This is a genomic window from Enterococcus spodopteracolus (assembly GCF_030441955.1).
Taxonomy (GTDB): domain Bacteria; phylum Bacillota; class Bacilli; order Lactobacillales; family Enterococcaceae; genus Enterococcus_B; species Enterococcus_B spodopteracolus.
In genome coordinates this window covers 112,421-136,840 of sequence record NZ_JARJHD010000006.1, presented here as the reverse complement: position 1 = coordinate 136,840, position 24,420 = coordinate 112,421, and the positions used below count along the sequence as shown (strand labels likewise).

Genomic DNA, 24,420 nt, shown 5'->3' with positions numbered 1-24,420 from the left:
GGTAGGAATGACACAATTTGATTGGTTGACACATGAAATTGATTTTGTAACTAATAAAGTCAAAAAAAATCTGCCACTTTTTCAAGATACCGTACCACCTGCTGCGAGCGTAGACCTTGTCTACGTTCCAGAGGAAAACACGGATTGGACAGCTAGTTTTTGGATAGGGATGCTCTTCCTAGTAAAAGAACTGACGAATGACCAAGCGGTTGATGCAACGATCGAAAAACAATTGGCATCTTTTCGCCAACGCCTTGAAAATGACATTGCGCTTGAAACGCATGATATCGGTTTTTTGTACACACTCTCAGCAGTAGCTGATTATCAAGTGAACCGGCGGGAATCTTCAAAAGAATTAGCTATTCAAGCAGCGGATCGGCTGATGAAGCGTTATGACGTTAATACACAGATTATTCAAGCTTGGGGAGATTTAAAGGATGAGCACCAACGTGGTCGTATGATCATCGATTGTCTGATGAACTTACCGCTTCTGTATTTTGCATCTAATATGACGGGAGAGAGCAGTTATAAAGAAGCTGCCTATGCCCATGCCAAACAAACACAACGTTACATCGTTCGTGATAATTTTACGACATACCATACGTATTATTTTGATCCGAAAACTGGCAAAGCAATCGGTGGTAACACACAACAAGGGTTTTCAGATGATTCTTGTTGGGCGCGTGGGCAAGCATGGGGAATCTATGGTTTTACACTGAGTTATAATCATACAGGTGATTACACGTTTTTAGAAACAGCCAAAGGACTAGCTGACTATTTTATTGACTGCTTACCAGAAGACACTATCTGTTATTGGGATTTAGTATTTCATGATGGCAGTGGTGAAGAAAGAGACACTTCCGCTGCGGCAATCGCGGTGTGTGGTTTATTGGAACTGGCGAAGCAACTGCCATTAAGCGATCCGAAAAAAGAATATTATCAAACTGTTGCTATCACAATTATGAAAACGTTATCAACTGATTATACAAGTGTGGATTCACCACAATCGAACAGCTTGTTACTTGAAGGAGTCTATGACAAAAAATCAAATAAAGGAGTGAAGGAGTGTATGATCTGGGGAGATTATTACTATGTAGAAGCCCTGATAAGACTGAAAAAAGTTTGGTACAGTTACTGGTAAAAAACTAAGATGAAAGAAATGGAGGGAATTGGAATATGAAGTTTTGGAAAAAAAGTTTAGTTGCTGGATTACTTGTTAGTGGAGGGCTATGGTTGGGGGCATGCGGAAATGAAAACCAAGCACAAGATCAAACGGACGGAACGGTGTTGACAGTCAGTACATGGAATTATGATACTACGCCAGAATTTGACAAACTTTTTCGGGCATTTGAAAAGGAAAATCCTGGGGTAACAGTGAACCCAGTAGATATTGCTTCTGATGATTATGATACGAAATTGACCACGATGTTAGCAAGCGGAGATTCGACAGACGTGTTGACGATGAAAAATCTATTGTCGTATTCAAACTATGCATTAAGAGATCAATTAGTCGATCGATCTTCGCACATCAAAGATTTAGACACAGACCCTGCCATGGAAAGCTACGAGATGTATGATATTGATGGGAAAACCTATGCGCAACCGTATCGTACAGACTTTTGGGTGCTTTATTATAATAAAAAGTTATTTGATGAGGCAGGATTGCCTTATCCAGATAATCTGACTTGGGAAGAATACGAAGAGTTGGCGAAAGAACTTTCAAAACCAGAAGAGCAAGTATACGGTGCTTACCAGCATACTTGGCGCTCGACCGTCCAAGCGATTGCTGCTGCGCAAAATAATAAAAATCTGGTTGAACCAGATTATGGCTTTTTAGGTGAGTACTATGACCGTGTATTGCGGATGCAAGAAGACCAAGCGCAGATGGATTTTGGTACGGTCAAGTCGACGAATGTGACCTATCAATCTCAATTTGAAAACTCCAAAGCAGCCATGATGTATATGGGCTCTTGGTACATGGGCGCTTTGTTGACTAATATCGATGCTGGAAAAACTGATGTGGAGTGGGGGATTTCTCAAATGCCACAAAATGAAAAAGGAAAGGAAATCCAAACATTTGGGTCACCAACAGCCTTTGCAATCAATAAGAACTCGAAAGAACAAGAACTAGCGCAAAAATTCCTTGATTTTTGTTCGGGTGAAGCGGGAGCTAAAGTGTTAGCAGAAGTAGGTGTAGTACCTTCTTATCGAACAGATGCGATCAATGAGTTGTACTTTAGCCGCAACGGAATGCCAAATGACGAAGTCTCACAAACAGCTTTCAAGCCGGAGAAGATCGCTATTGAGTTTCCAGTGGATGAAAACGGACCAGCTATCGATAAGAGTTTACAAGAAGAACATGAACTGATTTTAGTAGGAGACGAAACACCAAAAGAAGCAATTGGTAATATGGAAAAACGAGTAAAACAAGAAAGTGAATAAAAAGGTGTGTGGCGATTTTGTCTTGAAGGTGTAAGATTTCTTTCATTTTCATATCAAATAAATAAGGGGGATAAATGATTTTCCTCCGCTATCTTGTCAACTATATGCTGAAGGGGCTGTTTCTGCGCCTTCAGTGTATAGCTAACACGAATACCTGTTATTGCCTTTAATGAAAGGGGGAGCGTTAAAAGAACCAATTGGTTTTTTTGACATCAAGCTATGGAAGTAACGAAGTCAGCTTCACTTAAACTAAAACGTAAAAATACGTTGATTGCTTGGTCATTTATTGCGCCAAATTTTATTGGATTTTTGATTTTTACTTTAGTACCTGTTGTTTTTTCATTGATTTTAGCCTTTATGAAATGGGATTCCTTTAGTACACCTGAATTTGTTGGTCTGCAAAATTTCACTCGCATGTTATCGGATGATACATTTTGGATCTCTCTTAAAAATACCTTTTTGTATACGATCAGTGTGGTTCCGTTGACATTGATATGTTCATTGGGCTTGGCCATTTTATTGAATCAGAAAATCAAAGGAGTCAAATTTTTTCGGACAGCTTTTTTCTTTCCATATGTCACATCATTAGTAGCAATCGCAGTGGTGTGGAGTATGTTGTTCCATCCAACCATGGGACCGATCAACCAATTTTTACGTGTGGTTATCGAAAATCCCCCTGGTTGGTTGTCTAGTTCAGATTGGGCATTGACAGCGATCATTATCGTTAGTGTCTGGCGAGGAATGGGGTATTACATGATCTTATACTTAGCTGGCTTACAAGGGATCTCGAAAGAATTGTACGAAGCAGCTGCAATGGATGGTGCGAATAAATGGAAACAATTCAGCCACATCACCGTGCCTGCATTGCGCCCAACAACCTTTTTTGTGACAATCATGTTGGTTATCAACTGCTTCAAGATTTTTGACCTTGTTCAAGTGATGACTGATGGAGGACCGGGGCGTGCAACCAATGTGTTAGTTTATCAAGTTTATAGTGAAGCGTTCGTAAAATTCAATTTCGGCTATGCTTCAGCGATTGCTATGGTCTTGTTTGTTATCGTCCTTGTGATTACAGTCATCCAGTTTAAATGGAATCAGATCCGAGAGAAAGTGTAAGGGAGGAGAACGGATGATTAATCGATCAGAAAAAAAATCATTTCATAAAATTTTAGTATTTACGTTACTTCTAATTTTTTCACTGCTCACCTTGATCCCTTTTATCTGGATGATCTCTGCATCATTCAAAGCGAACAATGATGTCTTTTCGGTTCCGATCCAGTGGATACCAAAAACCTGGCATCCAGAAAACTATTCGGTCATTTGGACACGCATTCCATTATTGACCTTTTTCAAAAATACAGCCATTTTAAGTATCGTGATCACGTTGATCCAGTTATTTACATCCAGTTTTGCTGCTTATGGTTTCTCTAAAATGCATTTTAAAGGAAGAAATCTTCTTTTTCTTGCATATATTGGTACGATCGCTGTTCCATGGCAATCCTATATGATCCCACAATTTATCATGATGCGGCAATTAGGATTATCTGATACGTTACTTTCTTTGATTTTGTTACAAGCATTTAGTGCATTTGGCGTATTTTTATTGAAACAATACTATAGTAGTATTCCCGATTCACTTTGCGAAAGTGCAAGAATTGATGGATTATCCGAATGGGGCATTTATCGCAGGATCATCTTACCATTGACTAAACCAGCTTTGGCTAGTTTGACGATCATCACTTTTGTCAATACATGGAATGACTACATGGGACCTTTTATTTATCTGTCATCTACAGAAAATAAAACGATCCAATTAGGATTAAAAATGTTCGTTGGGTTGTATGATACGGAATATGCCTTGATTATGGCAGCATCTGTGTTGTCTGTTTTACCAGTTGCGATTGTCTTTTTAGCCATGCAAAAATATTTTGTTGAAGGTATTGCTTCTTCTGGGGTCAAAGGATAGAAAGGAAAGGCTATGTTTAAAAAGCAAACATTTGAAACGAATGTTTACATGAAGCTGTTTCGTTTAGCATATAGTTTTCTGGCGGGGAATCTATGCTTATTACTTGTGAATCTCCCATTTTTTTTAGTCGTAGTAACTACTGCGATCGATATAAGGAATAGCCTCTTTTTCTTAGGAAGTCTGTTTTTTTTCTTACCTGCCATCATGACAACTTTTGTCTGGTTTGTCGAGGGAATCCAAGAAAACGAAGCCCCAGTCAAAACTTTTTTTCAACTGTATCGCTGGGTATGGAAAAAAAGTATGTACTTAGGTGGTTCAGGATATCTTGTAATCGCGATCTCTTTTGTCGATATCCTGTTTTTCAAGGACCAGCCAATCGGAATATGGCTCATTCCTTTATTTTTTATATTTATTATCTTAGCCATTAATCTGATGATCAATAATTTTTATTTCCAAGTGAAAAATCCAGAAATCTCCATACGAGAAATCTACCATGTCTCTTTCTATTATGTATTGAAAAAGTGGTACATTAGTTTATTGAATACTATTTTGGTGTTTCTTTTGTTGATCGTGATGGTCGTTAAGCCCCAATTTGGTTTCTTGGTTACACCCTGCTTATTTTTAGGTTTGATTTATTTGAATTGCAAGCAGACGTATCGCTATCTAAATAAAAATCAGTAGCTGTTAACAAAAAAATGAAAAACGAATAGGCCCCCCAAAGGTTAGAACAAAAATCTATCTTTTGGGGCTAATCATTTTGAACAATGGTCATTGACTCGAAGACATCGGGAGAAGGTCAATAGAGACTAGAAACGAAAGCTTTTTCCGACCAATAGCCATAGGACAAGGGGTATCAGGATCAGTCCGCTTGCAATCATGATCCAATCAATTGAAATGACATCTGTCAATGGACCTAAAATCAACATCGTAGCCGGTGAAGCAATACTGATTGCCATTGTTACTAAACTCATGACACGCCCCATATGGCTTTGATCTGTTTTTGCCTGAAAGAATGAAACCATAGCAGTTCGTGAGATGGGCACAACAAAACCAATTGCTACCATCATGGCAAAATACAACCAAAAACTTGATGTGATACCTAACATAATAAAAGGAAGGATCAATAATGAATAACCTAAAGCAATCGTTTTGATTTTATTTTTGAACCCTCCCCAAGTACTCATCACAGATCCTCCAACTAACATCCCAGAAGCAAACCCAATCTCAGTGGCCGATAGCTGCCATAGTCCCTCATGAAAATTACGAGTGATTTGTAAAGGCGCTAAGTTTGCAGCGGGTGTAGAAAATATGCTGCCCATAAAACCAACAAGGATCAGTGCGAGCAGGATTTTATGAATACGTAGGTATTTGACACCTGAGTTTATTTCGGATAACACGTTTATTTTATTTGTTTCTTGAGATTTCATTTGGGGAACTGTTACTCGGAAAAACAGCATAGTCACACCGATAACCGCTGTCACAAAGTCGATCATCAATATCATCTCTAAAGGTAAAACTGTCAGTAATGTCGCTGCTAATGCAGGACTTGCAAGCATTATTACAGCTTGGATCGCTTGATCAATACCGTTGACTCGTACTAAGTGCTTTTCTGTGGTAATTTGCGGAATGAGCGAAGAGACAGCAGGCGTTTGAAATCCTTGGCCTACAGAGCGAATGAATATCAGACCTAATAATAAGAAAAGATTATGCGCCATTTCTTTATCCATAATCAATAGGATGGCCATGACCAAAGAAGCAAGTGCAACGCAGCTATCAGATAAAATAGCGATTTTTTTTCGGTCGTAATGATCAGAAAGTGCTCCTGCAAAAGGCATGACCAGCACCATTGGTAAGATGCCAATAACGTTCATCAACCCAACCATCGTTCCTGATTGGGTTGATAATGTGACATGCCAAATAATAGCATACTGTACCAACATCGTTCCGATCATTGAGATGGCTTGCGATGTTAGTAAGTATGCTATGTTCGTTTTCCAATTCTTTTCATCATAAATAGTTTTTGACATTTGTATTCTCTCCCTTTTGATATAAATCATGTGCTTAACAATTTATATGCCCAAAAGGGTTTTTCGGAGAATGTGTCCTAATTGCTGTCACGAATTTATCATATCTAAAAAAATTTGTAAAGAACAAACAGGAAGAATTTTTTTTGAAACGATTTATATGTGATCCGCAACTAGTCTATAGATAAACATGTAAACGGTTATGAATCTAAAAAGATCTTTTATTAGAAATGTAATAAATAACGATATAAAAGTGGTGTGATGATTTACATAATACATTATTATAAGTTGTAGTAATGAAATTAAATCCTTGAATATAAAGAGTAATCAATAGCTGAAATTTTGGATTTGCTGGAAAGTGAACGACTATTAAATAACTATTTATTTTTATATTGGAATAGTTGGTAAATTATTTAGAGGATGTTTTCATGTTTTTCGTTTTTTGATTGTCTTTGACGTATCTATTAAATAGAGAAGCGAAACTTTGTTTTTGAAAGGAAAAGAGGCGTAGATGAGAAACCGAACAAATAAACAACTTGTAATAGGCATGGCAGTGCTGATCAGTTTGGTAATGATTGGAATCGGCGGGAAAGTATATATGGATAAGAGAGAAGAAAGAAAAGCCCAAGAATTGTTAATCGCAGAAAAAGAATCGGTCTAAGCTTTGAAGAATATATCTGTGGATATTGTAGAAGTGAAAATTGAGGATACAGCTTATAACAATATGACAGGTTTATATAGAATGTTTGTTACTATGAAGAATATTAAAGACCAATCAGTTTATTTTTCGTATGGATTTGGAAAACATAGTCAAGAAATTGGTGATTATGGAATTATAGATAGCCATATACAAATTGAAGGGGTAACTAATACCAAAGTAAAAGTAACTTATTCCAACGGGGAGGAAGATGTTTGATCCTAGTGAAATAGGCAGATTGGTGTATTAACGATATCGATAAGAAGCGAGAGGGATTATGAAAAAACGAATGAATAAACAACTGTTAATAGGTATAACAGTCATGCTCAGTTTGGTAATAATCGTAATTGGAGGGAAAGTATATATGGATAAGAGAGAAGAAAGAAGAGCACAAGAATTGTTAGCGGTAGAGAAACAATCGGTGCAAGCTTTGAAAAATACATTTGCGAATATTTTAGAGGTGAAAATTGAGCATTCAGGGTACTTCAGCATGACAGGTTCTTATGACATGTTTGTTACTATGACAAATACCAAACAAGAATCAGTGTATTTTTCATACGGTTTTGGAAAACATAGCCGTGAGATTCTTGATTACGGAATAGAGGATAGAAGTATACAAACGAAAGGAATTACGAAAAATAAAATAAAAGTGATTTATTCAAATGGTGAGGAGGATTATGTATGACAATTACGGATAAAAATTATAATAGTATAAGTAATAAGGTTTATCGAATAGATCCTAACCACCCTGAACATAATTCTGATTTAAAAGAAGGATCATTTCGCAATTTCGGTGGGGCTGAATTCAAAATACTAAAACTCAAAGAAAACTCTAAAACAGATGGCACCCAAGCTATGGCAGTCGGTCCACTGGATGAAAAAGGGAATGTTGATACTTCCCAAGTAGTGATTTCTTATGCAGGAACAAATACATCAAATTTTAAGGATATAGAAACAGATATACGAACGATCGGTGGTTTTTTTGATAAAACAGTTAGTCCGGGTTTTTCTATGACACCTAGTCAAACACGTGTTTCAGGGCAATTGACGTCAGCTACTGAGTTTGCGAAAGAGGTAAAGAATGAGTATAAAGATGCCGAAATTTCTACAACGGGACATTCATTAGGACAATATCTAGCCTTGTATGTCGCAGCTGAAAACCAATGGAAAAATGTTGGGTTCAATGGACCAGATCCTTACGAACTATTATCTCCAGAAGCAAAAAAATGGATAAAGGAAAATCCGGGGATGTTGACGAATTATCGTAATCGTGGGAATGAATTGCTTGGCAATCTCATGGGAGATGGAACAGGTGCAGAAATAAAAATAAGCATGGAAATGGGGGGATGAATCCGTTTGATTATCATGGTTTAGATATTTGGAGGTTTGATAAATACGGAAATCTGATCATTCCAGAGAACGACTATAATACGAAAGCAAGTATACAACAGGAAAAATATAAAGCAATGAGTGATTTCTCAAGTCATTTGGGTACGTTGAAAAAATGGTGTGAGAAGTTTACTGCGAGTGGAGGAAGTTTATCAGCGAATGACCGAATTTATTTGAATCATAGTCAAACAAAGTTAGTTGTAGAGACAATGGGGCGAAAGACTAAAAATGCGATGGAGGAAGTCATTCGAATCAATCAGAGTAGTATTGAACGAATCGAAATGAATTGGGCTGAAGAAGTACGAAAGCGGAACATGCTGCACCTTCTTTAAGTGCCTGGGAAGTAAAAGAAACAATGCATCGGTTGGTTTGACATGGGAAACACACGTAATGACGCCAAAGGAAAAATGTCAACAACGAATCCAAAAAGCCAGACGAAAAGGCGAACGTTATGACGAATTGGCGAAAGAAATCACAAATAAAATCGATGATTTAGTGGCACGAGATCATGAATTAGCCAATCAACTAAAGGAGTGAAGGAAGAAAATGACGATTGAAGAGTTGCAAGCAGACTATCAGAGAAAACGAATCAAACTAGAAGAAGAGGAAGACTTGTTGCGATATTTCAACCGAAAAGGAGAAGAAGTAGTTGAACAATCTGAACAACTGTTAAGGCGAAGTCTAAATGGTTTAGCCCTTGATAACGAACCGTTGATGAGAGCAAGGAAACAATATCAAATTGCAGAAGAGCAATATAAGACAGCATTAAATTCAGAACGACGTCAGTTACATCAACGATTTGATGATTTAGAACGAGAGTATCAAGCGGCTTATCGAAAGTTCAATCAGTGATAAAAGAGCAATCATTACATAAAAACATACCCACATGTCATTTTAAATGGCTCAATAATGTGTATCTTGTGGTTGAGGAGAAATTATACTAAAAGTTAATTCTGCTTTACTCAATGAAAGTGGAATTTTGAAATTCGAATTTTCTATATTTGGCAATTGTCTCATATAGATTAGTCTATAAAAATGTATCAATCAGAAGAGGAATTTAAGAATGATTGAGGAGCGCTTTCGTTGGTTATAGCGTAAAGTCTCTCAAAAATAAGAGGTAGATAAGGAGGAAACTAGCTTGTCAAAATATATAATCTCTATAAATTAGATGTTAGATAACTTTATCTTGAGGAACTAATTATAGATTTTTGGCAACGGGAAGTCATGGATGAATTAGAAGATTTGTTAAATGAATTAAGAAAAACTTTAGAGCGATGGAATGTCCAAACTGTGGGAATTGCCATGCAGGGAAATTTAGTGGCAGAAAAGAAAACGACGGATAAAACCCATAAGGATGCGGTAAAGGAAGCGGAAAATTCATTTTCTAGTAGTCGTGATCAGTTAGAAAATTCTTTAAAAGGAAGATTTGCCAAAAAGGTAATAGAAGTATTCGATGAACAAGAAAAAGAATTGAAAGTGTTTGAATAAATCAGTGTTATCATGAGAATAATCAGTGTTAGTTTGGCGGGCTGTTCACTCTGTGTTTCTTTTTATAATTGATTTATCCGAACCGCAAGCTACCTTGTCCAATAAGTGGAGTTAAAATGTAAAAAAGAACTTGAGAAAACGATTTGTTTTCCCAACTTCTTTTTCGATGTTGGATGATGGATTTCGTTTCAAAAAACACGCTATGCATTAGTCTATAGTATCAAGCCATTGCTTGGCATGGGTCAACTCATCCATTGTCAATTGATGTCCTTGATCTGTGATTTGTGTTGTTACTTTAGCGCCTCGTGAATCAAATTCGCGAACCAATTGGCTAAAGGAAGTATTAGAAACGATTGGATCTCCTTCGCCAAAGGATAACCAGACAGAAGTGTCAGGGAGTTCTGAATTTTCCTGATAGTCATCTAAGGACATCGGGTGAAAGAAGAGCCCTTTTTTTAGTTCTGTCTGTTGAGCCAACATGATATGAGCGGCAATATTTGCCCCGTTTGAAAAACCGACAACGATCCAATCAGTTAATGGGATATCCTGTAAGTGACTGATTTCCTTGATTTCATTATACAGATTTGTAGATTCTTCAGCTAAACTCTCATAGTCGAATTGGTTCAAGCCGTTTCTTTTGAAAAAACGATTCAACCCTTGCTCGTTGATATTTCCTCTAAAGGATAAAAGCGTACTCTCAGGTGCAAGAAACGCTGCAATTTCCAAAAGTGAGTGCTCATCGCCACCAGTTCCATGAAGTAGAATCAATTTTTTTTGTGTTGCTTTTCCTTGTCTATAAAGATACTTCAAATGACTCACTCCTGTCATTAATCTACCCGTCTTTGGTTCGCATCACGCGTGTCAAAAGGTCGAACATATGCTTCGATTTCTTTTCTTTTTGCTTCCAATAATGGTGGCAAAGCAAGGATCTCTCCAGCTGTTTCAGCGGGTTCATCTCCAAAGAATCCAGGGCCATCGGTGGCTAATTCAAATAAGACATGAGTAGAAGCTAAGAAGTACTCAGATTCAAAGTAAAAGCGATCAACAAATCCAGAGCTAGGTAGGGACGTTTGACTAATTTTATTGATCCAAAACTGTAGTGCTTCATGATCAGCGACGCGTAAAGCAAGGTGATGGACATTGCCGTACCCTTCAATGGCTTTTGGTAGATCGGCACGATGTTCGACGATGATACTAGCGCCGTTCCCACCAGCACCGACTTCAAATAAATAAAAATCATCCACTTGTTCGATTTCTTTAAAACCGAGTAAAGCAAGCAATACTGTTCGGATCGGCTCAAGATCACTCACACGTACGATGACCGGACCAAGTCCAGTGATTGCCACATCTGTCGGTATACTACTGTTTTTCCAAGGAATACCCGCAGGAACGCCGCTATTTTTTTCATCCGAAATCAATTGATACGCTTGTTCATCGAAATCTTCAAATTCAAGATATTTCTTACCAAAACGTTCTTTGATCTCAGAATGAGTGATCTGGTATTTTTCAAAGCGAGCCAACCAATAGTCTAATGCTGTATCGGATGGAACACGAAAAGAAGTGCGCGCGATCGTGTCCGTTCCTTTCGTTCCTTTTGGCTGATTAGGAAAATCAAAAAAAGTCATATCTGTACCGGCAGAGCCATGTTCGTCGGTGAAATATAAGTGGTAAGTTTCAATATCATCTTGATTCACTGTCTTTTTGATCAAACGCATGCCTAAAATGTCTGTAAAGAAGCGATAGATTTTTGCTGCACTAGATGTCATTGCTGTCACATGGTGGACGCCTCTGATTGTTGTATCCATAATTTATCCTCTTTTCTTCTAACTTACAAAAAGTAAGTAAATGTTATTAAAGTTAGTATAGGGCGTCACCAAAAATTTTGCAATAAATATGTCTTGCTAGTTGAAAGAGAGGTTGCTTCTGGAATATTGTTCGCTCGATTTAATGAGTGGGAGAGGTGTAGTCAGCTAAGACGATATAAAAAAGCAACGCTCACGATAGTAAGATCGTAGACGTTGCTTAGATGAAATGACTATAGGAAAAGTCAGAATGCTTATTGATTTCCACGGACATCCAACAGTGAATAGTTACGGACATCAAAGCGATTGCGGCTTGAGGAATACTCGATGGGTTGACCATCTTTTAGATAGACTACTTGCTGGACTTCAAGAACTGGATCGGTCTCTGCACAATTCAAATATTGTTGATCAAACGCAGAGCTTTTATCTGCTGAGATCGCGCGATAGGCTCCGGCAAAATGGACATTGAGTTCTTTATGCAAATAATCATAGATCGATGATAGGAGATGCTCTTTCTTTAATCCTGGAACAAGTTGAACTGGCATAAAAGTATGTTCTAGAATATACGGTTCATCATCTAAGATACGTAGGCGATGAATATTGTACACAGGCTGTTCCGCATCGATCATCAAGCGTTCTTGAATAAAAGCATTAGGAAACTCAACATCGAATTGAATGATCTGACTAGTCAGCGAGCGTTGTCGGCGTTTCATTTGTAAACTTAATCCTTCGTATTCATTGGCTGGAGAAGTATCTTTGTTTAAATAAGGATGACTTAAAATCTTAGTTCCAGACCCTCTTTGGGAATAAACGAGTCCTTCCATGGCTAAGATGTTGATGGCTTTTTTGATCGTCATTCGACTAGCATTGAATTCTTCGACTAGATCCACCTGATTTGGTAAAAAACTATTTGGTGGATATTTTTTTGAACGAATTCGATCTCTTAGAACATTTGCAATTTCTTCATATTTTGGCACGTTTTTCACCTCACTTTGAGTATAACGAAAGATCATAGCGCCGACAACCAATAAAAGCATGAGAAGTGCGGATAGCTTTATCAGAGAATTTACTATTTAATTTTGGTAAAGGAAATAGCTGACTAATGTTTTATTTATAGAGAACAGTTGCTCATTGCAATCAATGAAATACCAATTTATGTATGTTTCAAAACTTAAAGAAGCACCCATGAAAATGCAACGAGCAAATTTTCGTGGATGCTTCTTTGATTATTGTTCGTGAATATGTTTATTTCAACTTCAAATACTACATTCCTTTAGTATCGGATCAAATAACATCCAAATCAGGTTGTTTATCTAAGATCATCAAGAATGGATACCAGATAACTGCAACGATCACAAAATCGATCACTTGGAGTAAGCCACCTAACCATGAGTTTGTGGCTAAGACACCACTCGCGATGATTGGCACTGTCCATGGAACGGAGACACCAGTAGGCGCTGGTACGATACCTGCTGCCATTACAAGGTAGTTGAACGTTGTTACGACTAATGGTGCGACAACCCAAGGAATCAAAATAGTTGCGTTCAATACGATCGGTAAACCAAAAATTGCTGGTTCATTCACGTTGAAGATTCCTGGTGCAAGAGCTAAACGACCGACATCACGATATTGTTTTTTCTTCAAAACAAAGGCCATCAATAGTACAACTGCTAAAGTCATACCTGAGCCACCGATTCCGACAGTGAATGTTTCCATAAATGGTTTCGTGATGATGTGTGGCAATTCTTGACCATTTTGATATGCCTCTAAGTTATCAAGCATTAGTGTGTTCCAAATCGGGTCCATCACAGAGTTGACAATGATTTGACCATGAAGACCAAAGAACCATAAGAATTGTACAAAGAATAGAGCAATTAAAGTTGCAGGTAAACTACTTCCTAAACCAGTCAATGGTTTTTGGATAACTTCGTAAACCACATCATGCAAGTTTGCGTGGAAGACACCAGTCATCACTGCATTGATGATCAAGAAGACAGTTAAAGTAACCACTGCTGGAATCAACGCAGCAAATGATTTCGTCACAGCTGGTGGTACGCTTGCAGGCATTTTGATCTGCCAACCACGTTTAGTGATTCGGCAATAGATTTCACCTGCGATGAAAGCTGCGATCATACCGATGAACATTCCTTTTGCACCTAAGCGATCAAGAGTCAACACACCTGATACTTCTTCGCCACCGACAGTTGTCATGACGAAAGGTGTTAAGATCAAGAAGCTGGCAAATGAGACAGCACCTCCAAAAATACCTTCTACATCATATGATTTAGATAAATAATAGCCAATACCAAAAGTAACAAAGACAGACATGATACTCATTGTTGCATTTTGTCCGTTTCCAAATAAGCTAGACAACGTTCCTTTAGTCGCATCACTAAAGAAAGGCAAGTTATTGAAAACGACAACAATCGATCCGAACATTGTTAAAGGAAACGACAACATAAATGCATCCCGTAACACTGTCAAGTAACGATTTTGCCCTAGTAGGTTCGCTAAAGGCATGATTTTCTGAGCAAGTTTATCCATAAAACCGTTCATTCTATTCACCTCTATTTAAATTTGCAATCGATTACAAAATGAGTATAACTTCATTTTTGTTAAATGTCTAGTCATTTATTTAAAAAGTATTGATTTATTTTTAAGGTTTGGTATGATTACGTTATCAAAAGAAAATTAAGTGAGGGACTAAACATGACAAACTATGTATTTCCAGAAAATTTTTGGTGGGGTTCAGCTGCTAGTGGACCACAAACAGAAGGACGTGTAGCAGGAGATGGAAAAGGAGAAAATATTTGGGATCATTGGTACGACTTGGAGCCTGAGAAGTTTTTCAATCAAGTAGGACCAAGCAAGACTTCTCAAGTCTATACGAAGTATAAAGAGGATGTCGCATTGATGAAAGCTACTGGTCATAATACGTTCCGAACATCGATCCAGTGGAGTCGCTTGCTTCCTGGTGGTACAGGGAAAATAAATGAGCAAGCAGTCACTTTCTATCGTACGTATTTTGAAGAACTGATTGAAAATGGTATTGAACCCTTCGTCAATCTCTTCCATTTTGATATGCCGATGCCTTTACAAGAAAAAGGTGGCTGGTTAGTAAGAGAGACTGTTGATGCTTATGCTGAGTATGCCAAAACATGTTTTGAGCTATTCGGAGATCTTGTGAAGAAATGGTTTACGCACAATGAGCCGATCGTCCCTGTAGAAGGTGGCTATCTTTATCAGTTTCATTATCCAAATCATGTGAACTTCAAAGAAGCAGTTCAAGTGGGTTTCCACGAAAACTTGGCAAGTGCGAAGGCAATTCAGATCTACCATGAAACAGGACAAGATGGGGAGATCGGTATTATCCTGAATTTGACTCCAAGTTATCCACGTGACGAAAATAATACGGACGATGTGAAAGCTGCGGCGATTGCGGACGCCTTTTTCAATCGCTCATTCCTTGATCCAGCAGTAAAAGGTCAATTTCCACAAGAGTTGATCGATATCGTCAAAGAATTGGATATCATGCCTGTAATGGAAGAAGGCGATTTGACAATCATCCAAGAAAATAAAGTGGATCTATTAGGAATCAATTACTATCAACCACGACGGATCAAAGCAAAAGAAACACCGATCAACAAAAATCGTGCGCCGTTACCAGATGATTATTTTGATAACTACGATATGCCGAATAAAAAAATGAATCCTTATCGTGGTTGGGAAATTTATGAGAAAGGTATCTATGATATCTTGACGAATACGAGAGAAAATTATGGCAATATCAAATGCTTTATCTCTGAAAATGGCATGGGTGTCGAAGGGGAAGAGCGCTACGTGAATGAACAAGGTATGATCGAAGATGATTATCGTATCGAATTTGTGACAGATCATTTGAAATATGTGCATCAAGCCATTCAAGAAGGAACAAATTGTTTAGGGTATCATATGTGGACATGTATGGATAACTGGTCATGGACAAATGCGTATAAAAACCGTTATGGTTTTATCGCGGTCGATCTAGACCAAGATGGGAAACGGACGATCAAAAAATCAGGACACTGGTTTAAAGAAGTAGCAACAAATAATGGTTTTGACGCTTAATTAGTGGCTTAAAAAACAAGTATTTTATTACTAAATGAATGGGATAAATTATTTTGAAATAAGGCGGTGAATCTAAAAAGTAGATTTTCTGCCTTATTTTTTCTGTTGGAGTCATAGGCTTTTGAACCATATCCATAAGAATTGTTCTTCGTTTCTAATCGTGCTACACTAAAAGAAAAGAAGGAGGCGGTTTCAATGTTAGACACGTATAAAAATATTTTAGTAGCACTCGACGGTTCAGAAAAATCAGAAAAAGCATTTATTGAAGCAATCGCAACAGCAAAACGAAATCAAGCAAAATTACACATCTTATATGTAAATGAGGTGTCAGGAAATTATTTTGGGGACTTTGCTTTTGTCACAACAAGCTTACAAGAAGAGTTAGATGAAGTGGCAGACAAACAAATGAAGGAACATCAAAATCTAGCGATCGAAAAAGGTTTGACGGATATTAAAACATATGTGTTATACGGTTATCCTAAAACATTGATCGCAAACTTCAACGAGTCAGAAGAGCCAATTGACTTGATCGTCATGGGGGCGACTGGGTTAAACGCCGTTGAACGTGCATTGGTTGGTTCAACGACTTCTTATGTGGTAAATCACGCGAAATGCAATGTGTTAGTAGTAAAATAGAAGATTATGTTCGAACTATTTACTTTTAACATATGATTTATCCGTTTTTAAGGATGCTGCATGATTCATTGCGCATCCTTTTTTGTTTTTCAGCAGAAAATGCGGTAGGATAAACAAGACAAACGTATTTCAAATAGGAGATGGATGAAATGGAACAACAATATGTCCAAGTAATGACAATCGCTGGATCAGATAGCGATGGAAGTGCAGGGATGCAAGCAGACTTGCATACGTTTTTTACAAGAAAGGTCTATGGGGTATCTGTTTTGACTGCTTGTGTCGCTGGAAATTCTTATGGAATCGGTGCAAGTGTTCCTTTACCTACGAATTTTATCGATAAAGAATTTGAACTGCTTGCAGATGATTACCAAGTCAAAGCAGCAAAGACTGGGATGTTAGCAGATGCGACATTGATCAATACCGTGGTCAAAAATATCCAAAGGTATGATTTTGGTCCCTTGGTCGTTGATCCAGTCATCATGACGAAACATGGCAATCAATTATTGGAAGAAGAAGCATTGACTACATTAAAAACAGCATTACTGCCATTGGCAGAAGTAGTGACTCCTAATTTTTATGAAGCCGAAAAACTAACTGGTCTCAAATTGAGAGCAGAAGAAGACTATGAAAAAGCGGCTAAGAACCTCCAAGAACTGGGACCCAAAAATGTTCTGATCAAAGGACATCATACTAGTGATTCCAATCAACAAACCGTGAGGGATTATGTTCGTTTAGCGTCAGGAAAAACATTTTGGTTAGAAGCACCATTTTATGCAACAGATCGCATCAATGGAACAGGTGATTCTTTGTCTGCGTGTATTGCTGCTGAATTAGCAAAAGGAGAAACGGTGGAAGCAGCAATCCGTATCGCGAAACAATATGTCAATCAAGCAATCAAAGAAGAACTTTTTATTGGACATAAATATGGTCCAATCAATCATTGGGCAGCAAATACGATCGACTAAGAATGCCATACCTGTTTGAACGATTCAAACTATGGACTAAAAAATAAGCTGGCTTGCTCAAAATAGTTTGAGCAAGCCAGCTTATCATTTATTGTTCTTCTAACGATCTAGGGTTACAAAATCGGTGAGAATAGTCTGGAGATTTGTTGTTTGAACAACAACCAATTTGACATTTCTTTGACTGTTTCAGTAGTCATCGGATTGCTTGCTTGTTCATCAAGTATAAATTGGTCGGCTAGTTGTTGCAAGAAGGCTGGATCATAAATGATTGCACTACTTTCAAAATTCAAACGATAACTACGAATATCTTGGTTCGCTGATCCGACTATGCAGATTTCGTCGTCCATGATCAATGTTTTCGCATGTAAAAAACCATTTTCATAAACTAAGATCTGTACATTTTCTTTGATCAATTGGCGAGCGTAGTACTGAGTTGCTCGGTAGATGAAAGGATGATCTGGTTTGTTAGGGATCATGATTTTCACCTCTACGCCAGAAGCGGCAGCGATTTTTAACGCAGCAATCACACTTTCATCAGGCACTAAATAAGGTGTTTGGATCCATACACGTTTTTTTGCCGAACTGATCAGCTTGATAAAGGATAACTTTATCTGTTCCCGTTCATTGTTCGGTCCGCTAGACACAAGTTGAATCGATGTTTGGTATAGTTGATCCTGATCTTCTTTCTCTGCTTTAAAGAAATAATCTAAATGATAGCCGACTTTTTTTTGATCTGGAACAGAGACATTCCAATCCATCAAAAAGCGAAGCTGTAATAAAGAGGCAGCGGCTCCACAAATACGAATATGCGTATCTCGCCAATAGCCAAATTTTTTGGTGTGGTTGACATATTGATTGGCGATGTTGAAACCACCTGTGTATCCGATCTTGCCATCAACAACAATGATTTTCCGATGGTCATGATAATTCAGACGAAAGCGTAGAAGTGCCCGCTGTGAAGTGATAAACGTGTGGACATGACCACCATTTTCGACTAATTTTTTAAAATCTTTTGTTTTGGTGCCATGGGAGCCAAAGGCATCATAGAGTAAACGGACTTCGACACCTTCCGCTGCTTTTTTTTCCAAAACTTTCAAGATTTGTTGGCCGATGTTGTCAGTAACGAAGGCATAATATTCGATATGGATCGAATGCTCAGCTGCTTCGATATCTTTCAGGACGGCTGTTAATTTTTCTTGACCGTCTGTCAGTAAAGTGACGGCATTTTTTCGTGTGAGTGGCATTTGATTCAAGGATGAAAAGAAATCAACGAAATGCTGATGATCTTCATTTTGGATGATGGGATCATAATGTTCCAAGGTATCCCCCTTGAAATCTTGGAAATTTTCCAGTTCTGTTAAATCACTCTGACGCAGATAGAATTTTTTCTTGTCGGTCAAGCCGCGGCCAAAGAAAAGGTAGAGAATAAAACCAAAACCAGGTAAAGCAAATAAAACAAGTAACCATGCCCAGATTGCTGCGACGTCACGAGGTTTGATCAAGATAGTTACAAGAGCAATAAGTGCGTTCAATACGTATAAAAAAGTAATAATGCTTCCTACCACGAGTGAATCCTCCTTTATATAATAACACTAGTATAGCATGAGAAAGGAGAGAAGCATATTCACAAGAAAACAAAGGTGGAAATTTTTTGAAAATATCAAGAGGATAAGCGAAAGTTGTTGCAATTTAAAAATAAATCATGTAGGATAAATGTACAGTTGAATATCTCCTTAGGGGAGTAACCGACAACATTTGTTGTGATAATATCAACAGTAAGTTAACCAAATGGTTTTCTGGTATTGTATGAAATGGTGAGACCTAAGACAAATCCGTATTTGTCTTAGGTCTCTTTTTTTTCAGGCGATAGCGGAAACAATAACTAAAATGGGGGATGAAATTTGGAAAACAAGGAACACGCACAATCAACGGTCTACAAAGAATCAATCGACACGTTGATGCAACAAACGCAAAGCTCACCTGATGGGTTGAGTAGTACGCAAGCAAAGGAAAAATTAGAAAGAGACGGCTTGAACCAACTGAAGGAAGCACCGAAGAAGCCAACTTGGAAACTGTTCCTCGAAACTTTTAAAGACGCTATGGTAATTGTGTTATTAGTTGTTGCATTGATTCAAATGGTGATGGGTGACTATATCGAATTTTTCGTTATCTTTGCCGTGTTGATGTTGAACTCAGTGATCAGTGTGATCCAAACGAAAAAAGCAGAAGGTTCACTTGAAGCATTGAAAAACCTTTCTGCTCCAGATGCAAAAGTGATTCGTGACGGAAAAGAAATGACGATTCCGGCGAATAAATTAGTGGTTGGGGATATTGTTTTACTTGATGCAGGTGACTATGTACCGGCAGATGGACGTTTGTTAGAAGCTGGTTCATTAAAAGTAGACGAAGGAATGTTGACAGGTGAGTCGACATCAGCAGAAAAAGAAGTAGTAGAAATTACTCAGACTGTGCCGATCGGTGATCGCTTGAACATGGTCTTTAGTGGTACGATCATTACTTACGGTCGTGGGAAATTCTTAGTAACTGCTACAGGAAACAATACAGAAATCGGTGAAGTTGCTGGTTTATTAGAATCAACAACGGAACAAGTGACACCATTACAACGTGGATTAGATAAATTCAGTAAGAAGTTAAGTTTAGCCATTTTAGGCTTATCATTGGTGATTTTAGGTATCCAGTTATTCCGTATCTATATGGGTGGCGGAACAGGAGATATGACGGCAGATATCGTTAGTGCCATCATGTTTGCAGTTGCGGTTGCCGTAGCAGCGATCCCTGAAGCATTGCAGTCGATCGTAACGATCGTCTTGTCACTTGGAACCAATAAAATGGCCAAACGACATGCCATCATCCGTAAACTACCAGCTGTCGAAACATTAGGCTCAACGAGTATCATTTGTACGGATAAAACTGGTACATTGACACAAAATAAAATGACGGTTGTTGACTATTATTTAGCTAATGGGGCAACTGGTGATTTTTCAAATGATCCAAAAAACTGGTCTGTGGACGAGCGTCGTTTAATTGAGATCAGTGTCTTGGCAAATGATGCGTCGATTAGTGAAGATGGTTCAAAACTAGGTGATCCAACAGAAGTCGCTTTTGTTGACTTCAGTGAAAAAATGAACCAACCTTATCGCGAGATCCGCCAAATGTATCCAAGACAAGCAGAATTACCATTTGACTCGGATCGAAAATTGATGTCAACAGCACATGAAATCGACAATCAACAATTCTTATTTGTCAAAGGTGGACCAGATATCGTGTTTGGCCGCAGTACAAAAGCATTGGTAAATGGTGAAGTCGTGCCAATGACAGATGAGTTAAGAAAAAAATTCCAAGAACAAAACGAAGCATTCTCAAAACGCGCATTGCGTGTATTAGCCTTTGCTTATCGACCAATCAATAGCCTAGAATTATCATTTGATGATGAAGATGATTTAATCTTAGTTGGGATCATGGCAATGATCGATCCGCCTAGAGATGAAGTAACTCAAGCGGTCAAAGAAGCAAAAAGTGCTGGGATCAAAACAATCATGATCACTGGTGACCACAAAACAACTGCGGTTGCTATTGCAAAAGAAATCGGTATTTTTGCTGAAGGTGATCAAGCCTTGACTGGTACAGAATTAGATGAGCTATCAGAAGATCAATTGAATGAAGTATTGGAAAAAGTAACGGTTTATGCGCGTGTATCTCCAGAAAATAAAATCCGTATCGTGCGTGCTTGGCAAACAAAAGGTCATATCTCTGCGATGACTGGTGACGGGGTAAATGATGCTCCTGCCTTGAAACAAGCAGATATTGGTATTGCAATGGGTACAGGTACTGACGTAGCCAAAGATGCTGCAGCAATGGTTCTGACAGATGATAATTTTGCATCGATCGTTAGTGCAGTGGAAGTAGGACGTAATGTCTTTGATAATATCAAAAAGGCTATCTCTTACTTGTTCTCAGGAAATTTAGGTGCGATCATCGCAATCATCTTTGCTTTAGTTGCAGATTGGTCAAATCCATTTACAGCCTTACAATTATTGTTCATCAACTTAGTCAACGACTCATTACCAGCAATCGCGTTAGGAACTGAAAAAGCAGAGCCAGCGACAATGAAACGTCCACCAAGAGATCCTAATTCAGGTATCTTTACGGACAAAACATTGATCTCTGTGACGTATCGTGGCGTATTGATCGGTATTGCAGTTATTTTTGCTCAATGGTTAGGAATGCAACATTCACCTGAATTTGGCGTAGCGATGTCCTTCACAACGTTGATCTGGTGTCGTACATTGCAAACATTCCCAGCCCGTTCAAATACACAAACAGCGATCCAAGCTGGTTTCTTCTCAAACCGCAGTGTCCTATTAGCAGTTGCTGTATGTAGTGCGCTTTACTGTATTGCGATGATCCCAGGACTAAAAGAAGTCTTCTCGATCCCAGCAGCATTTGGGTTGACTGAAGTCTTCACATGTATCGGAATCGCGCTTGTAACGGTTGTGTTGATGGAAATCACTAAAATGATTTTGGTACGTGTACAAGGCAACAAATAATCATCAAAGACACAATAGTTCATCTATCACTTACGAATAACGATGAAATGAGATAGTTTTAAGCCTTTCGAATCAAAAAAAAATCCACGAGAATCGTTTCTTCGATTTTCGTGGATTTTGATTTATACTAAGAAAAAAGCTCATCGTTTCTCTAATAAAAATATTTATTCCGAAAAGTGAAAATGAAAGGAGAAATATCCAAATGGACAAAGAAGAATGGAATACCTTTGCGAAAGACTATTACGAATCACAAAAAGAATCAAGTACGACGATCATAGAGGATGTCGTTGCTTATCTTAAAAGCGAGGATCTATTACCAGCTGTCTCATTCGCAGATGTTGCCGGTGGTGCAGGACGTTATCTGCCGTTAGCAAAAGAAACAGAACAATATGAGTTGATTGATTTTTCAGAAGAAATGCTTGTGTATGCTGAACATGAAGCACAAGTACTGGGGCTAAATAACTGCCAATTCATTTTACAAGATTTTACTAATTTTTTACAAGAAGAGAAGACCTATGAAGTTGTTTTTTCGGCAGCAAATCCCGCCTTGGTTTCTTGTGAACAATTGGAAAAACTGCGTGGGAAAGCGACGAGAGCTTGTTTGATCCTAAGAGTAGTCTCCTCAGAAGATAATGTCTTTGTCCCCCTTGAAAGGCATTTAGGGATCGAGGAATCTGACCCTCACACCTCGCCAACTATTATGGATCGGTTTGAGACGTATTTATCAAAGAAACACCTTTCTTATAAGATAACTGAATTCACTTATGATTCATGGGAAGAAGTCACGGCTTCATTTTTGCAGGCTTATTATGAAGAAATGCAAGATGATCCGCGTTTCCAGTCAGCTCTCCAAGAATTATTTAAAAAAAGTGAGACAATTCAGAGTACAAATAAACTGACCTATCGATTATTGACTATCTATTAGTCAACGATCGAGGTCAGTTTTTTGCATTCATTATTTTTCTTTGTAAAAACGAATATCATTTTCAACTTTATAGATCGAGTAAGGTAGATCTGAATGATATTCAGCTGTTTCACCATTTCCCGGTAATGTTTCATTGAAGATCTTTTCATATTGATCAACCGTCAATGCTTCACGGTTATCTAACATCGCTTGATTGTCTTCTTTGAATAAGAAGTTTTGATAGCCTTCTTCTAAATATCCAGTGAAAAATTCACTCACAGCACCAGAACCATAGCTGAATAATCCGATACGGGCACCCGATTTCAATACTTGAGAATTTTCTAATAAAGAAATCAATCCCAAATAAAGTGAACCAGTGTATAGATTTCCTATTCGTCGACTATAGGTGATGCCTTCTTCATAACGAGCCATCAAACGATTTTGCGTTGCCTCATCTGTTTCTTCAATCACACTTTGTAACGCTTTTTTCCCCATTTTTGTATAAGGAATATGGAAGGTAAGTGCGTCATAATCTGCAAGTGTTCGACCTGTTGTTTCTTTATATCTATTCCAGACTTTTTGGAAAGACTCAATATAAGTAGAGTTGGACAAAGGACCATCTACTACAGGATATTGGCTATAATTTGGACGCCAAAAGTCATAAATATCTTCTGTTAAAAAGACACTGTGGTCTTCAAGAGAAAGAATCCGAGGGTTTTGTGTGATCATCATAGCGACCGCACCTACACCTTGAGTCACTTCACCACCGCTTGCTAGACCGTAGCGGGCGATATCGCTCGCAATCACTAAGACTTTACGATCTGGATGATTTTTGACATATTCTTTTGCCATGTGCAAAGCTGCTGTTCCCCCATAACAAGCTTCTTTTACTTCGAATGAACGAGCAAAAGGTTGAACTTTTAACAAATGATGGATGATCACAGCACTTGCCTTTGATTGGTCGATGCCTGATTCGGTACCCACAATGACCATATCGATTTTCTCACGATCTTCTTCTGTGATGATTTTACTCGCTGCATTTGCTCCTAGCGTGACGATGTCTTCATAAACTTGATTGACAGCCATCTGATCTTGACCGATCCCAATATGGTATTTGGCAGGATCATCTCCACGTCTGTTTGCTAATTCAGTCATATCTAAAAATAAATTAGGAATAAAAAAGGAAAGACGATCAATCCCTATTTTCATTTCAACACCTCTTTACTCATGATAAAAAACTTACTTTATTAAAGTATCACAAAATCGCTAAAAGAAATACAAAAAAGCTAATTTTTAAGGATTTGTAAAAAAATATAACGCTTTTTTTAAAAGGTGTATGTTATATTTGTATTTCCGGTAAAGAATGGTATATTTTTGTAGGAGATACTTGACAGTTAGAAGATGATCAACTGTCCGTCTTTTATACAATTTA

General features: G+C 38.0%; 22 protein-coding genes and 1 pseudogene. 16 read left to right on the top strand and 7 right to left on the bottom strand.

Going from position 1 to position 24,420, the window contains the following annotated elements:
* Positions 1-7: 7 nt before the first annotated feature.
* The 5 genes from P3R27_RS09325 (at position 8) to P3R27_RS09305 (ending at position 5,089) form a co-directional block, all read left to right on the top strand.
* The gene (locus P3R27_RS09325) at positions 8-1,141 is read left to right on the top strand and encodes a glycoside hydrolase family 88 protein (RefSeq protein WP_126134018.1); all 1,134 of its coding nucleotides are present in this window, start codon (positions 8-10) and stop codon (positions 1,139-1,141) included.
* A gap of 35 nt (positions 1,142-1,176) precedes the next feature.
* The gene (locus tag P3R27_RS09320) at positions 1,177-2,442 is read left to right on the top strand and encodes an ABC transporter substrate-binding protein (protein ID WP_301357278.1); all 1,266 of its coding nucleotides are present in this window, start codon (positions 1,177-1,179) and stop codon (positions 2,440-2,442) included.
* Positions 2,443-2,661: 219 nt separating this feature from the next.
* Entirely contained in the window at positions 2,662-3,558 is an 897-nt protein-coding gene (locus P3R27_RS09315; RefSeq protein WP_034690149.1) for a carbohydrate ABC transporter permease, read from the top strand.
* Between the two features lie 13 nt (positions 3,559-3,571).
* A complete protein-coding gene (locus P3R27_RS09310; RefSeq protein WP_034690148.1) occupies positions 3,572-4,408 on the top strand; it encodes a carbohydrate ABC transporter permease in 837 nt (278 codons plus the stop codon).
* Between the two features lie 12 nt (positions 4,409-4,420).
* Entirely contained in the window at positions 4,421-5,089 is a 669-nt protein-coding gene (locus tag P3R27_RS09305; protein ID WP_034690147.1) for a YesL family protein, read from the top strand.
* 125 nt (positions 5,090-5,214) lie between these two features.
* Here the strand turns inward: P3R27_RS09305 and P3R27_RS09300 are convergent, their stop codons facing one another.
* Positions 5,215-6,435, bottom strand: coding sequence for an MFS transporter (locus tag P3R27_RS09300; RefSeq protein ID WP_034690146.1), 1,221 nt, complete (start codon positions 6,433-6,435; stop codon positions 5,215-5,217).
* Between the two features lie 508 nt (positions 6,436-6,943).
* On the opposite strand from P3R27_RS09300, the gene P3R27_RS15150 reads away from it, so the two are divergent.
* The 6 genes and pseudogenes from P3R27_RS15150 (at position 6,944) to P3R27_RS09265 (ending at position 10,006) form a co-directional block, all read left to right on the top strand.
* On the top strand, positions 6,944-7,093 hold the full coding sequence (locus P3R27_RS15150; protein WP_318036071.1) for a hypothetical protein: 150 nt from the start codon (positions 6,944-6,946) through the stop codon (positions 7,091-7,093).
* An 18-nt stretch (positions 7,094-7,111) separates the two neighbouring features.
* A complete protein-coding gene (locus P3R27_RS15145) occupies positions 7,112-7,348 on the top strand; it encodes a hypothetical protein (RefSeq protein ID WP_318036147.1) in 237 nt (78 codons plus the stop codon).
* A 58-nt stretch (positions 7,349-7,406) separates the two neighbouring features.
* Positions 7,407-7,814 carry a hypothetical protein gene (locus P3R27_RS09290; protein WP_034690145.1) on the top strand — a complete coding sequence of 136 codons (408 nt, stop codon included), beginning with the start codon at positions 7,407-7,409 and terminating at the stop codon, positions 7,812-7,814.
* Positions 7,811-9,055: pseudogene (locus P3R27_RS15435) on the top strand (alpha/beta hydrolase family protein). The gene P3R27_RS09290 and the pseudogene P3R27_RS15435 overlap by 4 nt, the downstream one beginning before the upstream one ends.
* Positions 9,056-9,064: 9 nt before the next feature.
* Complete coding sequence (locus P3R27_RS09270; RefSeq protein WP_034690142.1) at positions 9,065-9,370, top strand: hypothetical protein; 306 nt, start codon at positions 9,065-9,067, stop codon at positions 9,368-9,370.
* Positions 9,371-9,742: 372 nt separating this feature from the next.
* Positions 9,743-10,006, top strand: a complete 264-nt coding sequence (locus tag P3R27_RS09265; protein WP_034690141.1) for a hypothetical protein — start codon at positions 9,743-9,745, stop codon at positions 10,004-10,006.
* 207 nt (positions 10,007-10,213) lie between these two features.
* Here P3R27_RS09265 and P3R27_RS09260 read toward each other — a convergent pair whose 3' ends face one another.
* The 4 genes from P3R27_RS09260 to celB all read right to left on the bottom strand — a co-directional run bounded on the left by P3R27_RS09260 (position 10,214) and on the right by celB (position 14,364).
* Positions 10,214-10,816 carry an alpha/beta hydrolase gene (locus tag P3R27_RS09260; RefSeq protein WP_034690140.1) on the bottom strand — a complete coding sequence of 201 codons (603 nt, stop codon included), beginning with the start codon at positions 10,814-10,816 and terminating at the stop codon, positions 10,214-10,216.
* Between the two features lie 17 nt (positions 10,817-10,833).
* Positions 10,834-11,811: a ring-cleaving dioxygenase gene (locus P3R27_RS09255; protein WP_034690139.1), complete on the bottom strand. Its 978-nt coding sequence runs from the start codon at positions 11,809-11,811 to the stop codon at positions 10,834-10,836.
* 251 nt (positions 11,812-12,062) lie between these two features.
* Complete coding sequence (locus P3R27_RS09250; RefSeq protein WP_023519447.1) at positions 12,063-12,785, bottom strand: GntR family transcriptional regulator; 723 nt, start codon at positions 12,783-12,785, stop codon at positions 12,063-12,065.
* 307 nt (positions 12,786-13,092) lie between these two features.
* Positions 13,093-14,364, bottom strand: a complete 1,272-nt coding sequence (gene celB, locus P3R27_RS09245; protein WP_034690138.1) for a PTS cellobiose transporter subunit IIC — start codon at positions 14,362-14,364, stop codon at positions 13,093-13,095.
* 153 nt (positions 14,365-14,517) lie between these two features.
* On the opposite strand from celB, the gene P3R27_RS09240 reads away from it, so the two are divergent.
* The 3 genes from P3R27_RS09240 (at position 14,518) to thiD (ending at position 17,516) form a co-directional block, all read left to right on the top strand.
* Positions 14,518-15,915, top strand: coding sequence for a glycoside hydrolase family 1 protein (locus tag P3R27_RS09240; protein WP_034690136.1), 1,398 nt, complete (start codon positions 14,518-14,520; stop codon positions 15,913-15,915).
* Between the two features lie 195 nt (positions 15,916-16,110).
* Positions 16,111-16,551 carry a universal stress protein gene (locus P3R27_RS09235; protein WP_034690134.1) on the top strand — a complete coding sequence of 147 codons (441 nt, stop codon included), beginning with the start codon at positions 16,111-16,113 and terminating at the stop codon, positions 16,549-16,551.
* A 149-nt stretch (positions 16,552-16,700) separates the two neighbouring features.
* Positions 16,701-17,516, top strand: a complete 816-nt coding sequence (gene thiD / locus P3R27_RS09230; RefSeq protein WP_034690132.1) for a bifunctional hydroxymethylpyrimidine kinase/phosphomethylpyrimidine kinase — start codon at positions 16,701-16,703, stop codon at positions 17,514-17,516.
* Positions 17,517-17,629: 113 nt separating this feature from the next.
* Here the strand turns inward: thiD and cls are convergent, their stop codons facing one another.
* Positions 17,630-19,081, bottom strand: a complete 1,452-nt coding sequence (gene cls, locus P3R27_RS09225) for a cardiolipin synthase (RefSeq protein WP_034690130.1) — start codon at positions 19,079-19,081, stop codon at positions 17,630-17,632.
* Positions 19,082-19,417: 336 nt separating this feature from the next.
* Between cls and P3R27_RS09220 the strand changes: the two genes are divergently transcribed.
* Complete coding sequence (locus P3R27_RS09220) at positions 19,418-22,084, top strand: cation-translocating P-type ATPase (RefSeq protein ID WP_034690128.1); 2,667 nt, start codon at positions 19,418-19,420, stop codon at positions 22,082-22,084.
* A 202-nt stretch (positions 22,085-22,286) separates the two neighbouring features.
* Positions 22,287-23,009 (top strand): class I SAM-dependent methyltransferase, encoded by a 723-nt coding sequence (locus P3R27_RS09215; RefSeq protein ID WP_034690126.1) that lies wholly within the window; start codon positions 22,287-22,289, stop codon positions 23,007-23,009.
* A gap of 30 nt (positions 23,010-23,039) precedes the next feature.
* Here the strand turns inward: P3R27_RS09215 and P3R27_RS09210 are convergent, their stop codons facing one another.
* Positions 23,040-24,197 (bottom strand): hydroxymethylglutaryl-CoA synthase, encoded by a 1,158-nt coding sequence (locus P3R27_RS09210; RefSeq protein ID WP_034690124.1) that lies wholly within the window; start codon positions 24,195-24,197, stop codon positions 23,040-23,042.
* Between the last annotated feature and the right edge of the window lie 223 nt (positions 24,198-24,420).